The sequence below is a fragment of the Streptomyces sp. NPDC034099 genome (genome assembly GCF_055575415.1).
Genome location: NZ_JBVISR010000029.1, coordinates 23169 through 38170, shown reverse-complemented (window position 1 = coordinate 38170; position 15002 = coordinate 23169). Strand labels below are relative to the sequence as shown.

Genomic DNA, 15002 nt, shown 5'->3' with positions numbered 1-15002 from the left:
CGGTGGGACACGAAGACCTCCGTGCGGTGCAGTCCTAGACAGCTCCACCACACCGGAGGTCTTCGCCATGATCAAGCCCCATCGGCGTTAACAACACTCGTGATCAATACAGCTAGATGGTGACGGCGTCGTCGTCCACCGACGCGGCACGCGAGAGGGGGTCGCGGCCGCCCGAGTCCGACGACTCGGGGCCCAGGACCGTCCCGTCGGCCTGCTGCTCGCCGGCCTCACCGTGACCCTGGTGCTGGCGCTCACCGCGGCCGTGTCCTGGGGCTCCTCCAGCGTGCCGTTCGCCGACGTGTGGTCCACGGTGCTGCACCGGCTGACCGGCGAGCAGCCGCGGCCCGGCACCCAGGACCTCATCGTCTGGCAGCTGCGGGTTCCCCGCGCTCTGCTCGCCGCCCTCGTCGGGGCGGGACTCGGCGTCGTGGGCACGGCCGTCCAGGCGCTGGTACGCAACCCGCTGGCCGACCCCTATCTGCTGGGCATCTCCAACGGAGCCTCGCTCGACGCCGTCGCCGCCATCGTGCTCGGCGCCGGCACCGGAGGACTGCTCGGGCTCGGGGTCTCCTCGGCCGCCCTTCTCGGTGCGCTCCTGTCCTTCGCCCTGATCTGGGCGGCGGCCCGACGCGGGGGCGGGTTCTCCCCGCTGCGACTCGTGCTGGTCGGCGTGGCGATCGGGCATTCCTGTCCGGGTTCACCAGCTATCTGATCCTCAGGATCGGCGATGAGCAGCAGACCCAGGGCGTGCTGTTCTGGCTGCTGGGCAGCGTCGGCGGGGTCCAGTGGAGCACCCTCGCCCTACCGGCCGCGGCGGTGGTCCTCGGCCTGCTCGCCCTCCAGGCGCGGGCCAGGGCACTGAACGCCCTGCTCCTGGGCGACGAGACGGCGGCTGGCCTCGGCGTGGACGTGGCGGAACTGTTCGTCGTGACCAGTGTGCTGACGGGTGTACTGGTGTCCGTCTCCGGGGCCATCGGCTTCGTTGGGCTGATGGTGCCGTACCTGTGTCGGCTCGTCATCGGCGGAGACCATTGCCGGTTGCTGCCGGTCTCCGCGCTGACCGGTGCCGTACTGCTGGTCGTGGTCGACATCGTCTGCCGCACGGCGCTGCCGTCGATGGAGCTGGCGGTGGGCGTCGTCACTGCCTTCATCGGCGCTCCCGTACTGCTGTTCCTGCTGGACCGTCGACTGGAGCGCGCCTGATGAGGATCGAGGTGGACGGCCTCCGGGTCGCCTACGACGGCCGCACGGTGGTTCCGGGGTGTGCCTGTCCGCCGCACCCGGACAGATCACCGGACTGATCGGACCGAACGGCAGCGGCAAGTCGACGTGCTGCGCACCGTCTACCGGCATCTGCCTCCCGCGGCCGGCCGGGTCCTGCTCGACGGCACGGACCTGGCGACCCTGCCCCCGGCACGGGCCGCGCGTCATGTTGCCGCGCTGCCCCAGGAGCGGGGCGGCGACTTCGAGCTGGCCGTGCGCGAAGTGGTGGCGATGGGGCGTATCCCGTACTAGCGGGCCTTTGCCGGTGAGGACGACGGGGACCGGGCGATCGTCGCCGACGCCCTGAGCCGGGTGGGCATGGCGCCCTACGGCAGGCGCCGGTTCTCGGCCCTGTCGGGAGGGGAGCGGCAGCGGGTGCTGCTGGCCCGCACCCTGGCCCAGGACCCGGACGTGCTCGTCCTGGACGAACCGACCAACCACCTGGACGTACGCCACCAGGTGGAACTGCTGGCACTGCTGCGGGCCCAGCACCGAACGACCCTCGTGGCGTTTCACGACCTGAACGCGGCCGCCTCCGTCTGCGACCGGCTTCATGTGTTGCGCGCCGGTGAGGTGGTCGCCTCCGGCACACCGCTGGAGGTACTCACTCCCCAATTCATCGCGGACGTCTTCGGGGTACGGGCCGCGGTCATCGAGCATCCCCTGACGGGCGACCCGCTGATCGCGTTCGACCACATGGCCACCGCGGCTTCCGGCACACCGCTGCAGATACGGGCCCAGGCGGCCGGACGCGGTCGCCAGGATCGTGCCCGGTGTTCGAACTCCGGGCAGCGCTCCACTCTGGTCGCCGAACTCCCGTCCCACCAGGTGCGGCGCTCCGTCGACACCGGGGTTGACGCCGCCGCAGAGGACGACCCCACCCGTTGCCCGGTACTGGTTTCCGCCTCCGGCAGGGACACCGGGTGTCATGCGAAGCAGCAGCCACGCGTGGTGGCACAGCCTGTACCACCAACCGTCGTGCTGTCTTCATCGTGTCGGATCGGCGGGATGCCTAGGTTGGCGAGTGGTCGTCGAGCAGTCCGCGCACGTGAACGCCCTTGTGGGAAAAGGGTGTTCGATCCGCGTCTCCCGCGGCAGCCGCGGGTCGACAGCCACTTGCCAGCAGCCATCCACCAAGAAGGCCGACGATTCATGAGACCAGCAGGGACACAAGTACGAACCGGGCGGGGGACCGCCGGGCACGGTCCAGCAGTCCGGGCTTCCCGTGCCCCTGACCGGCCCCTCCGCTTGACGCACCGTCCGTCACCGTCGCCCGGCGGAGCGCTCCGTTGCTGATCGACGACGTGAGCCAGGCGGCTCAGTACTCCATGGACCTGATCGGCATCTTCACCTTCGCCCTGTCCGGGGGCGTCCTCGCGGTGCGCAAGGACTTCGACATCATCGGTACCGTGATCCTTTGCGAGGCGGCCGGTCTGGGCGGCGGGCTCTTCCGGGACCTCGTGATCGGCGTCCGGCCCGTCGCCTTCAGCGATCTCGGATACTTCGTGACACCATGGGCGGCGGCGGTCATCGTCTATTTCGGCCACCGGCTCCACCGTGGCGGGGCGGGTCGTGAGAGCCGCCTCTTCGACCTGGGTGACGCGGCGGCACTCGGCCTGTTCAGCGTCACCGGCACTATCAAGGCGCTGTCGCATGATTTCAACGTTCCCGCTGCGGTCGCCCTCGGCGTGGTCAGTGCCGTCGGCGGCGGCGTACTGAGCAGCCTGCTCGCACTCGAAGTGCCGCCACTGCTGCGCTGGAACACCGACCTCTACGCGGTCCCCGCACTGGCCGGCGGTGCCGTGGTCACCCTGTTGCAGGCCACCGGGCTGCTGAACGCCCTGACCGCCTTCGCCGCGGCTTTCCTCGGCTTGGGTCTGCGCATTCTCGCCCAGCGGCGCCGATGGCGGACTCCGCGGTCGCACTTCTGGCGCGATCCCTTCGTGGGACCGCGGCTCCTGCGGGCAACGGACCCGCCGAGCGACAGCGCGCCGCCGGAAACCGGCACGGCCGACGAGGTGAGGACAGTCGTCCCGCCCCTGTGGGAATCGCCGACGCTCACGCTGCGGACCCGTCATGGCCACCGCGCTGCCACGCCTCGGCGCGACGAGTCCCGGCCACCGGACCCACGGCTCGTACCGCGGCGCCCCGCACCCCGGTCGCCGCAGGAGCGGTAGGGCACGCTTCCGGACCGACCGACGTAGTCACGGCGGGCACGGAGAGGGCGTGCGGTGGCGTGTGGCGGGGGCCCCGCACGCCCGTGGGCGCGTCACCGCACGGCCGGCACCACCCGAGTCGTCGACGGCCCGCCCGGCAGCGGCTGTACGCCGGTGAGGACTGCCAGCCCATACCGTTCGCCCTGGAGTTGGCTGCCGAAGAACGCGGTCGCGTAGGCGGTGAGCGCGTCCTGCTGCCGGTCGGGGGTCACCTGCCGGTCCGGGCAGGTGCTGTCGTCCTCGCCGAACAGGAAGGGCGGCGTCCAGGTGGTGTTGAAGAAGTTGTGGTTCGCGTCGTGGAGCGACACGGAGTAGCCGGTCGCCCGGTTCCTTCCCGTGACGTCGTCCAGGTACTCCTGTCCGGCCTCGCGGACCGCTCCGTCGCAGCCGCTGGTGACCACGGCGAACGGGAGCCGGGTGACGAGGGTGTCGCTGTTGTCCCCCTCGGGGTCGTCGAACTTGACGGGTGCGAGTGCCAGGACGGCACGCACACGCACCCCCGTCGGCCATTCGCCGCGGTGCTTGTCTGACGCCTGCCGCATCACGCCCTTGCCGCCGCGCGGGTGGCCCAGGGTGCCGACGCGGGTCATGTTCATGTGACCGGCGAAGCGCGGTGCGACTGGGTGCCCTGCCCCGTCGACGAGCCGGTCGGCCAGGGGGCCGCCCCGGCTCGCCGCCAACTGCTGCCAAAGACGCAGGTGTTCGTTGACGAGCCGGGCGCGGTCGCCGTAGTCGAAGGACGCCTGGTTGATGCCGTCGACACTGATCGACGCGGCCACGAAGCCGCGGGCGGCCAGGGCTGCGCCGAGGTAGTCGTACCCGCGATGGCTCGGGAACGGGCGGGAGCCGGACGGACAGGGCCAGGTGGCGGCATCCATTGCGGTCGCAGGCCCACCACGAACCGTGCGCCATGACGATCAGCGGTGCCCGGCCGGTGAGGTGCCGGGGGTAGTACACCACCGCGCGCACTTCGCTCACCGTGCCGGTCTGCGGATCCCGGAAGGCCGTGTCGCCCAGGTCGTACTCGGCTACGGCGACCGGGTCCCGGTTCTCCCGGGTGGCGGCGGGCGCTTGAGCGCCTGTGGATACAACGCTGGTGAGGAGTAACAGTCCTCCCAGCAGACGGAGCATGGACCGTACGGAAGTTCTCATGCCGGGTAGGAGGGCGCGGACATCACGGGCGTTGTCTGTGCGCCCGGTCGTGCCCTTTTCGCCCGGACTCCGAGAGCGACACCTCTGTCCGTAGGTCCGTCAGTGTGTCCGGATCGGGGCGGCCGTCCATCTCCTGGCGCCACAACCGGTGTTCCCGGTCCGCCCACCTCCGTGAGACCGTCCCCCGCCACATGCCCTCGCGAGCCCCGGTGTCACCGGCTGCCTTCCAGATGTGACCGGCCACTACCACACCGATCGACAGAGCGAGCCAGTCGTGCACGAACGTCGCGCCCATACGGACCGGCAGGGAGACGAGCTCCGGGAACCAGAGCAGCAGCCCCGTCGCCACCATGACCAGACCCGCGCCCGCCGTCCACGAGGCATAGACCTTCTGGCCGGCGTTGAACTTGCCGGACGGGATGTTCGAGGTGTCACGGAGCCGGACGGCGGCCTTCAGCCAGCGGCGGTCGTGGACCGCGAACCGATTGAGCCGACCCAGGTCCGAGCGCAGGGACCGGGAGGCCAGGCCCAGCAGCACCGGCACGGGAAGAGCTATCCCGGACCACTCGTGCACGACGGTCACCAGCGGGCGGCGGCCGACGAGCTGGGCGAGGGGTGAGATGTACAGACACGCGGCGGTGAAGATGCACACCCCGGCCAGGATTGCGGTGGCGTGATGGGTCCAGCGCGCCGCGGCGGTAAAGCGCAGCAGCCTGCCGGTCCGGGGGAGGGCGGCCCGTTCGGTGGAGTCAGACCGTGGGGGCATCGTTACGTCCGTTCGAGCGTCCCACCCACGCGTCCACGTCGTAGCCCCGGCGCTCCCAGTAACCCGGGATCACCTCGTCGGTGACGGTGATGCCCGACAGCCACTTCGCGGACTTGTAGAAGTACATCGGGGCCACGTAGAGCCGTACCGGGCCGCCGTGGGCGTGGGTGACCGGCTTGTCCTCCATGCTGGTGGCGACCAGTACGTCGGGCCGGCGGGCCTGGTAGAGCGTGAGGCTCTCGGTGTACGCGCCGTCGAAGCAGGTGAACCTGAGGGCCCTGGCGTCCGGCGACACGCCTGCGGCGTCCAGGAGGGTGGACAGGCGTACGCCGGCGAAGGGGGTCTTCGGCACCCGCCATCCGGTCACACACTGCACGTCGCGGACGATCCTGGTCTGGGGCAGCGCAGCCAGGTCGGACAGCCGGTAGGTCATCGGCTTGTCCACCATGCCGCCGACCTTGAGACGGTAGGTCGTCTCGTCCTGTTCCGGAGTGGAGGAGGTGACGGTGTAGTACCGGAAGCGATTGCCCGGAAGCAGGTCCGACAGCCCCGTCGGATCCTTCTGGGCCACGGTGTCGATGCCTTTGGCGACCAGGTTCTGAATCGGACCTCCGGCCGCGACGCCCACGGCGCCCAGCCCGAGTATGCCCAGCAGCACGCGCCGGCCCACCGGGGCATCGCCGTGGTCGGCCCCGGGGTGCGGGAGTGGGGACGGCACCGGGGAGTGAGAGTCGCTCATGCCTTGTATACGTACGCCCGCGACGTCGTGTTGAACAGACGCCGCGGTGGTGCGGACGGAGGCCGACGGGCAGGCCGGCGCCGACGGGGCGGACCGGCGCGCGAACGCCTCAGTCCCGGCGGCACTGCGCGGGGGAGTCCTTCGTCGCTCGGTCCTCGTACGAGTCGGCCGTTCCGCGGTCCACGTGGAACGTGGTGAGCGTGGTGACGGGTGAGGCCGGGTCGCGGCGGTCGTCGATCACTCGCATGTGCGCGCTGAACCGCTCCGGGGTGACCTCGTACACGTCGTAGCCGTAGCGGTTGCCCTCGAAGTACTTGAGCTGGGGGTTGGCCGCGCCCATCACCGGGCCATTCGCCTTGTTCCAGTCCGGCGGGTACGCGCCGGACGTGACGGAGTGGGCGGTGAACTCCGTTCCCACGACCGGGGAGGACGTGTCATCGAAGTCGGTCCTGATGTCGTCGACGAACGCGGAGTGCCAGTCGCCCGTGACGACGACCAGATCCTCCAGGTCGCTGTCGTGCACATGGCTGAGGACTTCCTTGCGCTCGGCGAGGAGGCCGTCCCACTGGTCGGTGAACATGTACGGGCCGCCGGGCGAGCCGCGGAGCTGGCTGAGCATGATGGAGTTGGCCCATACATGCCATGCGTCCGGGCGCGGTCGACGACGTGCTTGAGCCATTCCTTCTGCTCGGCACCGAGGATCGTGCCGTCGGCCAGGTTCTGCGCCGAGCGGTGGGACCGCAGGTCCAGGATGGTCAGTGCCAGCAGGCCGCCCCAGCGGCGGACCCGGTGGATCTCCGGGTCGGGCAGGGCGACGTCACTGTCGTCGCGGTGCGGCATGTGCTCGTACCAGGCCTGGTAGGCGGCGGCCCGGCGCTGCATGAAGGGGGCACCGCCGCCGGTGCCGGAGTAGTCGTTCGCCGTCTCGTGATCGTCCCAGGTCAGGAACCAGGGGTGGGCGGCGTGCGCCTCGCGCAGTGACGCGTCGCCCTTGTAGAGGGCGTGACGGCGGCGGTAGTCGGCGAGGGTGAAGACGGTGGGGCTCTCGTGGTCGCGGACGTGGTCGGCGGGGACACTGCCGACCTGTCCGTGCTCGTAGATGTAGTCGCCGAGGTGGAGGACGAAGTCGACGTTCTCCCGGGCGATGCCGCGGTGGGCGGCGTAGAAGCCGTCGTGGAACGCCTGGCAGTTGGCGGCGGCGAAGCGGACCTTGCCGACGCGGCGGGCCGGCGCGGTCCGTGTGCGGCCGACGCGGGAGGTCCGGCCCAGCGCCTTGAATCCGTACCAGTAGCGGGTGCCGGGCCGCAGGCCGTTCACGGGCACGTGGACGCTGTGCCCGAGCGTCGCGGAGGCCGGAGCGGTGCCGTGGGCGACGATGCGTCGCAGCCCTCGGTCCAGGGCGACGGTCCATTCCACTTCGACCACCTCGGGCAGCGGCTGTTCGGCGGCCAGGGGTTCCGGCGCGAGCCGCTTCCACAGCAGGACACCGGTCGGCCGGGGGTCGCCGGACGCGACACCGAGGGTGAACGGGGCCGGGTCGTAGCCGGCACCGAGAGCCTCCGCGGCCTCCCGCGCCTGAGCCGGTGTCAGCCCGGCGCTGAGCGGCCACGCCAGATTGAGGGCGCCCGCGGCAGCAGCGGTCTTGAGCAGTCCGCGTCGGTCGATCCTGGTCACTTGTCGTGTCCCCTCGTGGCCGTCAGGTGCATTGATATCCCGTCGGCGTCTCCGTCGTTGGAGGTGCCGCCGCCGCTGCGGGTGAAGACGAGCAGGACCCGGGCGGTTCGGGCGCCGGGCGGCACGGCGGCGGACGTGGTCCGCTCCAGGAGCCCGGTGCGCGCACCACGTTCGGCGGCGGTGACCGGGCCGAGCACGCTCAGCGCCACCGGTGTCCCCGCCCGGTCGCGGAACTCGACCGACAGCCGGGCACCGTCCTCCTGGTCGGCGTATCCGCCCAGCCAGGCGGTCAGCCGGTAGCGCACCCGCCCCGCGTCGACCGCCGCCCTGCCGCCGGAGCCGAAGAACGGCAGCCTGATGTCCTGCACCAGCGCGGTACGCGGCGAGTTGCCACCGCTGAAGAAGCGGCTGCCGCGGCGCGCGGGCCCCGGGTCCGCGGTGGTCGGATTATCCGCCGCCCACGGAGTACCCGACGAGCGCGGGGGCGCCCTGGGCGATCCGCCAGCCCGGCACGGTGCCGACGGGCTCGGCGCTTCCGCCGAGCCCTCTTTCGGCGTCGCCGTTGACGACCAGGTTCACAAGTGCCTCATGAGTGCGGAAGTCGGTGTGGACAAGCACACCAGCGGGAGGTGAACCGGGGGAGTACCAGAGGCAAATGCCGTCGCAATCCGGCCGTTCGCCGGCGGCCATGAACCGCTCTCCTGCTCGGACCGTTCCCGAAAGGGCGGCAAATTGTCGCCAGTCCTGAATTTTCAGGAGGAGCAGTGAAAGCACATCTCTTTCGCCGGAGGCCCAGACCCAGGCGCCTGACCAGCGTGAGCATCGTGCTGGCCGTACTGGCCGCGACCTGGACCCTGATCATCGCGCGTCCCCCGGCCGCGACGGCGTCCCCGTCCCAGGAACGCGCGGACCTCGCGCAGTGGTGGGCGCCGGTGCATTTCCAGGATGTCGACGCCACCGGCGAGACCTCTCTCGGCGGTAAGTCCGACCACCTCACGAGCTATGACTTCGACGGCGACCGGAACGCCCGCAACAACTGGGAGAACACCGGTCGGTTCCCGCTGAAGGCGAACGTCTACTACTCGGTCGTCGAGACCAAGGACTTCGCGTATCTGCTGTACACCTTCTACCACCCGCGTGACTGGTCGGACGGGCTCCTGGACAACCCGTTGGAGGACCTGCATGAGCACGAGAGCGACGCCGAGGGGGCCCTGGTCGTCGTGGCACGCGACGGTTCCGCCCACGGCACGCTCAAGGCAACCCTCACCGTCTCGCACTCGGACTTCTACTCCTACGTGCCCGCGGGCGGCGACTGGCGCAGCGGGGCCGAGGACGTCGACGGTGAACTCCCGCTGAAGAGCAGCCCGCACACCGACGGCCACGACCGTCCGTTCACGGCGCAGCAGCCCAACACCCATGCGGCGTACAGCGCGACCGACCTTGCCGAGCTGCGCCGTGAGTACGGGAAACGCGACGGGGTCCTCTACTACCCGGGAGACACGGCCGAGGAGCCCGACGGGCCGACCGACTGGGACGTGCAGTACGCCCTGACCGACGTGTTCGCCCCCGGCGGCATGTGGGACAGCCGCAACCGCACCTCGTTGTTCGCCAAGCCGGACAACTTCGCCGGGGACGACAGCTCCAATCCCTACGGCGCCGCCTGCGGCGACGGCGGTGTGGCGGGGCCCGGCGTCGGCGAGTGCACGACCGACTCGGCCAACCCGCCGTGGGCCTGGGACGACAAGGACGACAAGGCCGGCCGGGGATATCTCGCCAGCAACCCCGCCGAGTTGGTGTTCGACTACTTCGACTGGCCGGGCAAGCCCGCCTCCCCCGACCTTACCTACACCTTCAACCCGTATCTCGGAGTCACTCCGCCCGACCCGGAAGAGCCCGTGGACCTGTGGCGCACCATGGCACTTGGGTCCTCCACCACCTATGGACAGCGCGCGGACGGAAACGGTTACCGGGACACCGCCGACGCGGGCTTCCGCCGGTCGGTCCGTGACGTGGACTGGGTCGGTTCCGTACGGGTGGGGACGATGCCGGACCGGGACGTCGAAGGTTGGCCGGGATACCGGATCAGCGAGATCGCTGGCAAGGCGCAGTGCTCCGTCAAGACCTACCAGCCCAACCTCATCACGCTCATAGCTGGCGGCAACGATGTAATCCAGGACTACCACCTGGATGGTGCCATCGGGCGGCTCGGCGACCTGGTCAGGCAGGTCAGCGCCGACGCCCCCGGGGTGACCGTGCTCGTCGCCGGGGTGCAGCCCTTCCGTGACGCCGGTACGGACGTGCGGGGGGACACGTTCACCAAGCAGGTCCCCGCTCTGGTGCACGACCTCGCGGAGGACGGCATACACGCTGTGTACACCGACATCACCGGACTGGGCCCCTCCGAGGTGGGTTCCGACGGCATCCACCCCAACGACCAGGGCTACGAGAAGATCGGCGACGCCTTCGTCGACGCGGCCCGCCAGGCGAAGGACAAGGGCTGGATCCAGAAGCCGAATCCCCAGGCGCCGAACGCGGGGTCCCACCCGTGCGGGCTCAAGGACGACGGCTCCGGCGCGGGCGGTGCGGAGCCGACCAAGCCGGACAAGCTGGGGCCGGGATGGGACGACCGAGGTGTCATCCAGGACCGGCAGTTCCCGTCATCGAACCGGTTCTGGATGGTCGACATCAACAAGGACCGCAAGGCCGAGTTCGTGACGGTCGACAAGGACCAGAACTTCCGGTTCTGGTGGAACGGCGGCCCGTCGGGCGAGAAGTGGGTGCCCTTCGTCGAGGGCGAGAACTCCTACACCCCGTCCCCCGGCGCGGTCGGCAACCAGTTGCGCTTCGCCGACATCGACGGTGACGGCTTCCCCGACTGCATGGTCGTCGACCTCACCGGCAGGGTGAGCGTCCACACCTGGAAGGGCGACAATGCGCCCGGCGCGCGCATGTGCATGAACAAGTACGACGGCGTCGGCAGTGTCTTCTCGAAGGGTCCCACTGGCGACAGGCTGGACATCGACCCCAACACGAAGATCCGGTTCGCCGACGTCACCGGCGGCGGGCGCGACGACTACCTGCTGATCGAACCGAACGGTACGACAACCGCCTGGTACAACAAGGGCTTCCAGGCGAAGGATGGCCGCGAGTACCTGGACTGGACCGCTCCGCAGAAGATCAGTGGCGCTCTGGACCTCCCCAGGGAGATCAGGTACGCCGACATCAACGGGGACAAGCGGGCCGACCGGATCCTGATCACGGCCAGGGGCGGAGCCCGGGCCTGGATCAACGAAGGCAGCACGGGCGCGGGCGGAAAGTTTCGTGACATCGGCAGGATCGCCGTTGCCGCCGAAGTGCCGCCGAAGGACATCCAGTTCGCCGACATCGACGCGGACGGCAAGGCCGACTTCCTGCGTATCGGCTGGACCGGCGTGGCCCACGCCTGGCTCAACAAACTGACACCGGACTACTTCAAGGTGTTCCACCCCTAGACCCGTTGAGGGGCCGTACGGCCACCGGCCGGGCAGCCCCTCAACGGTGCACCTCTGTCAAGGAAATTTAACACTGCCAAATTCTTTCTTCGATGACTAGCGTGATCAACTCAAACGCATCGTCGAAGGGAAGGCCCATCATGGCCACATCGCACATCCGGCGCGGCGCGGCTGCCGTACTCACCTTGGCCGCGGTCGCCACCACCGTCCTGGTCGGCCAGGCGACGGCGAGTGAGGACCGGCCCGCTGCCGTCACGGCGTCGTCGCAGTCGCCGGCGGCGGCCGGTACGGCGGCCAGGTCCGAGCGCATTCCCCGCATCGCCGCGGCATGGCAGTCCGCGTGGACGAGTGAGGACCCGAACGCCCTGTCCGACCTGTTCACGAAGACCGGCATCCTCGTCGACCTGTCGGTGCCCTACACCTCACATGGGCGCGAAGAGATCGCGGAGTTCAAGGAGATCACCGAGCGGCTCATCCCCGACGCCGATCTCGAGATCACCGACGCGTTCCGCAGCGGCGATCGCGTGACGATCCGGACCGACTACTCCGGAACCCTCCCGGGGGCTTCCAAGTCGTTCAAGGTACAGATGGCCACCATCCTCGAACTCCGGCACGGAAAGATCGCCGTCAACACCGACTACTACGACAGGGCCACGATGCTCCGGCAGTCCGGGCTGCCCGCCGACTGGCGGCCACCGACCCAGCCCTGACCCGGCACCTTCGGCCGACGGACACCTCCACACTTCCGTCACACGCCTCTACCATCGCTGCGCAGCCCGTGGCGGCCGAACAGCGTGGCAGGAGTAGCGATGTCCGTCCAGGACGCGCGTGCTGGGGAACCGGGCCGGTGAGAGGGAGGCGTGCCGCAGGTGACGGCGTCGTGGTGCCGTGGGCGGAGTTCGGGGCGCAGATGCGGCACCGCCGCCGTTGAGCGAGACTGACGCACGTCAACTGGGCCGACTGGTCTGCTATCACCGCAATCTGATCAGCATATGGGAGAGCCCCTACGTCGGCCGACAGGCCAGGGTGACCGTCGCGTCCACCGAGGACACGTATCCGCAGACGAGCTTCGTCATCGACGACGTGACTCTGCAAGGCAGCTGACGGCTGCCCGATGAGCAAGGGGCCCGGATCAGGAGTACGGGGGCGGGCCCGGGTCCCGTCCGTGCTCCCGCGCATGACGTCACGGCTGCGGCAGCCGTACGGTGAACACGGAACCGGCACCGGGGATGCTCGCCACCGAGACCGACCCGCCGTGCGCCTCGGTCAGCTTGCGGACGATGGCCAGGCCGAGCCCGCTTCCGCCGGTCTGCCTGCTGCGGGACTTGTCCGCCCGCCAGAAGCGGTCGAAGACGTGGTCCAGGTCCGCCGGATCGATCCCGGACCCGGAGTCGGCGACCTCCACGACGAGGTCATCGCCCTCCCTGCGGGAGCGCGCGACGACCCAACCACCACTCGGTGTGTGCCTGATCGCATTGGACACCAGATTGCCGACCACCTGACGCAGCCGCACCCGGTCGGCGTCGGCCTCGAGATTTCCGGCCGCCTCGATCCGCAGCGCCACACCTGCCGGGCCGGCCGTGCCCCGGTGGGCCGCCACCACCTGTTCGAGCAGGTCCCGCACGTACAGCGGTTCACGGTGCAGCACGAGACTCTGGGCGTCCGCTGCCGCAAGGTCGCGCAAATCGTCGATGACGTGCTGCAACAGCACGGCCTCCTCCAGCAGGAGCGCGACCAGGTCCTGGTCCACCGGCGTGAGACCGTCCTGCGCGGCCTCCAGCCAGCCCCGCATGTTGGTCAGCGGCGTGCGCAGCTCGTGGGCCACGTCGCTGACCAGGGACTTGCGTTGCCGTTCGAGTAGCTCCCTGCGGTCGGCGAGGTCGTTGAATGCCGCGGACAGCCGGCCGATCTCGTCCCGCGTCGTCACCGGGACGCGCACGGTCACGGCGGCGGGGTGCTCGGCCGCCCTGATCAGGGCCCGCAGCGGACGCACCAGCCGCCCGCCCACCAGGGCGGTCAGGGCGGCGGCGACGGCCAGGACGAGGCCGGCGGCACCGGCGATCCGCATCGTGTTCGCTGTGGACAGCCGGAAGCCCGAGGCGTCCTGGCTGTCGTGGTCACCGACGAACAGCAGCGCGGGAGGGGAGACGTAGGCGGCAAGTTGCCTGCGCCGGGCCTCGGCGACACACTCCTGGGCCGCGCGGTCGGAGTTCTCCGGCCCCTTGCCCAAGAGGACCCAGGAGAAGTCCGCCCAGACCACGAGACCGTCACGGCCCTGCTGTTTCATGCACTCCGTGGCCAGCCCGTTCAACTGGTCCAGTGGCAGCCTTTCCGACCGCAGGGGCATCCTCAGCTCGAGTGCCTGGCAGACGAGGCTTCCCCTCAGGCCGGCGGCGGGACGCATCGTGGGGCGCCCGCTGGGCAGGGTGGTGAACTCGGCGGTGATGCCCTTGCCGCGCAGGCACCGGTCGATCCGGTCCGCGCTGCGCCGGAGTTCCTCCCGGTCCCTGGCCGACAGCAGGAACGGGCCCACGGCGCGCGGATCGATCGGGCCGGCGTCGGACAGGATCGGGTCCAGCCGCAGCGGGTCGACCAGCGCCGTCGGCCGGTACGGCAGCCGGACACCCCGCTCGGAGCCGGCTACCCGGGTGCGCGCCGGTGTGGTCACCGTGATCGCCCGACCAGTCCGCGCAGCGAGATCGCCGACCAGGTCCTGCACGCCGCCCCAGTCGGTGTGCGTCGAGGCGTAGCCGATCAGGGCGTCGTAGACACGGGTGTCGTCCTTCAGCGACTGCCCCTGCTGGGTGCGGATCGCCCGTGTCGTGCCGGCCACGGCGAGCCAGGCCGTGGCGGCCACCGCGCAGACGGCGACCAGTAGCGATGCGGTCAGCAGACGGGCGAACAGGCCGCCGCGCGGCCACACCCTAACGCGGCGCAAGCCCGCCCTCCCCGCGGACACGGCCCGGCATCAGTTTGTAGCCGATCCCGTAGACGGTGATCAGGAACTCCGGGCAACGCGGGTTCGGTTCCAGCTTCTTGCGCAGATGCATCACGTACATGTCGATGGTCCGTTCCGACACCGAGGTGTCCCAGCTGCCGGTCCGGTCGAGGAGCTGCCTGCGGGTGAACACCCGGCCGGGCTCCGCGGCCATGGCCGCCAGCAACGCCAACTCCCCGCGGGTGCAGGCGACCGGACGGCCCGAGGGGCCCACCACCTCGTGGTGGAGTGGGTCCACCGTGAGGGGACCCACTCGCAGGACGCCGACGTCCGGCCCCGGTGCCGAGCGTTTCACCCGCCGCAGCAGCGTACGGATCCGGGCCATCAGCTCCCGCGGACTGTAGGGCTTGGCCACGTAGTCGTCAGCGCCGAGGTCGAGACCGAGCAGCAGGTCGTTCTCCCCGGACCGCGCCGTCAGCATCAGGACCGGCACGTCCGACTCCTGGCGCAGGATCCGGCACACGTCGTGGCCGTTGACCTTCGGCATCATCACGTCAAGCACCAGCAGGTCGGGCCGCAGCCGGCGCGCGGCGTCGATCGCGGCCCGCCCGTCGCGCACGACCGTCGCGTCGTGTCCCTCCGACCGCAGGTACATGCGCAGCAACTGTGCCTGTCGTTCGTCGTCCTCGGCGACCAGGATGTGTGCGGTCATGGCGGTGACTATAGGACGGCGCCCGGCGGGGGCCAGGACGCTGACAATCTC

10 protein-coding genes and 3 pseudogenes are annotated in these 15002 nt (G+C 70.2%); 5 read left to right on the top strand and 8 right to left on the bottom strand.

Features of this window, described 5'->3' with window-relative positions; all coding sequences use genetic code 11:
- Positions 1-214: 214 nt before the first annotated feature.
- The 3 genes and pseudogenes from ACZ56V_RS38925 (at position 215) to ACZ56V_RS38915 (ending at position 3440) form a co-directional block, all read left to right on the top strand.
- Positions 215-1203: pseudogene (locus ACZ56V_RS38925) on the top strand (FecCD family ABC transporter permease).
- A pseudogene (locus ACZ56V_RS38920) lies at positions 1203-1986 on the top strand (ABC transporter ATP-binding protein); the annotation flags it as partial. The pseudogenes ACZ56V_RS38925 and ACZ56V_RS38920, both read left to right, overlap by 1 nt.
- A gap of 566 nt (positions 1987-2552) precedes the next feature.
- Positions 2553-3440, top strand: coding sequence for a trimeric intracellular cation channel family protein (locus tag ACZ56V_RS38915; protein WP_468948533.1), 888 nt, complete (start codon positions 2553-2555; stop codon positions 3438-3440).
- Positions 3441-3532: 92 nt separating this feature from the next.
- Here the strand turns inward: ACZ56V_RS38915 and ACZ56V_RS38910 are convergent, their stop codons facing one another.
- The 6 genes and pseudogenes from ACZ56V_RS38910 to ACZ56V_RS38885 form a co-directional block, all read right to left on the bottom strand.
- Entirely contained in the window at positions 3533-4357 is an 825-nt protein-coding gene (locus tag ACZ56V_RS38910) for an alpha/beta hydrolase (RefSeq protein ID WP_468948531.1), read from the bottom strand.
- A 296-nt stretch (positions 4358-4653) separates the two neighbouring features.
- A complete protein-coding gene (locus ACZ56V_RS38905) occupies positions 4654-5397 on the bottom strand; it encodes a cytochrome b/b6 domain-containing protein (protein ID WP_468948529.1) in 744 nt (247 codons plus the stop codon).
- On the bottom strand, positions 5381-6136 hold the full coding sequence (locus ACZ56V_RS38900) for a molybdopterin-dependent oxidoreductase (protein ID WP_468948527.1): 756 nt from the start codon (positions 6134-6136) through the stop codon (positions 5381-5383). The genes ACZ56V_RS38905 and ACZ56V_RS38900 overlap by 17 nt, the downstream gene beginning before the upstream one ends.
- 109 nt (positions 6137-6245) lie before the next feature.
- A pseudogene (locus ACZ56V_RS38895) lies at positions 6246-7810 on the bottom strand (alkaline phosphatase D family protein).
- On the bottom strand, positions 7807-8178 hold the full coding sequence (locus tag ACZ56V_RS38890; protein ID WP_468948526.1) for a hypothetical protein: 372 nt from the start codon (positions 8176-8178) through the stop codon (positions 7807-7809). Before ACZ56V_RS38890 ends, ACZ56V_RS38895 begins: the two are co-directional and overlap by 4 nt.
- A 79-nt stretch (positions 8179-8257) precedes the next feature.
- The gene (locus tag ACZ56V_RS38885) at positions 8258-8389 is read right to left on the bottom strand and encodes a hypothetical protein (RefSeq protein WP_468948525.1); all 132 of its coding nucleotides are present in this window, start codon (positions 8387-8389) and stop codon (positions 8258-8260) included.
- 236 nt (positions 8390-8625) lie between these two features.
- On the opposite strand from ACZ56V_RS38885, the gene ACZ56V_RS38880 reads away from it, so the two are divergent.
- Together ACZ56V_RS38880 and ACZ56V_RS38875 are read left to right on the top strand one after the other, a co-directional pair.
- Positions 8626-11301 carry an FG-GAP-like repeat-containing protein gene (locus tag ACZ56V_RS38880; RefSeq protein ID WP_468948524.1) on the top strand — a complete coding sequence of 892 codons (2676 nt, stop codon included), beginning with the start codon at positions 8626-8628 and terminating at the stop codon, positions 11299-11301.
- Positions 11302-11441: 140 nt separating this feature from the next.
- The gene (locus ACZ56V_RS38875) at positions 11442-12011 is read left to right on the top strand and encodes a nuclear transport factor 2 family protein (RefSeq protein WP_468948522.1); all 570 of its coding nucleotides are present in this window, start codon (positions 11442-11444) and stop codon (positions 12009-12011) included.
- A 473-nt stretch (positions 12012-12484) separates the two neighbouring features.
- Here ACZ56V_RS38875 and ACZ56V_RS38870 read toward each other — a convergent pair whose 3' ends face one another.
- On the bottom strand, positions 12485-14239 hold the full coding sequence (locus ACZ56V_RS38870) for a sensor histidine kinase (protein WP_468948521.1): 1755 nt from the start codon (positions 14237-14239) through the stop codon (positions 12485-12487).
- Positions 14226-14951 carry a response regulator transcription factor gene (locus ACZ56V_RS38865; RefSeq protein ID WP_468948519.1) on the bottom strand — a complete coding sequence of 242 codons (726 nt, stop codon included), beginning with the start codon at positions 14949-14951 and terminating at the stop codon, positions 14226-14228. The genes ACZ56V_RS38870 and ACZ56V_RS38865 overlap by 14 nt, the downstream gene beginning before the upstream one ends.
- Positions 14952-15002: the final 51 nt, after the last annotated feature.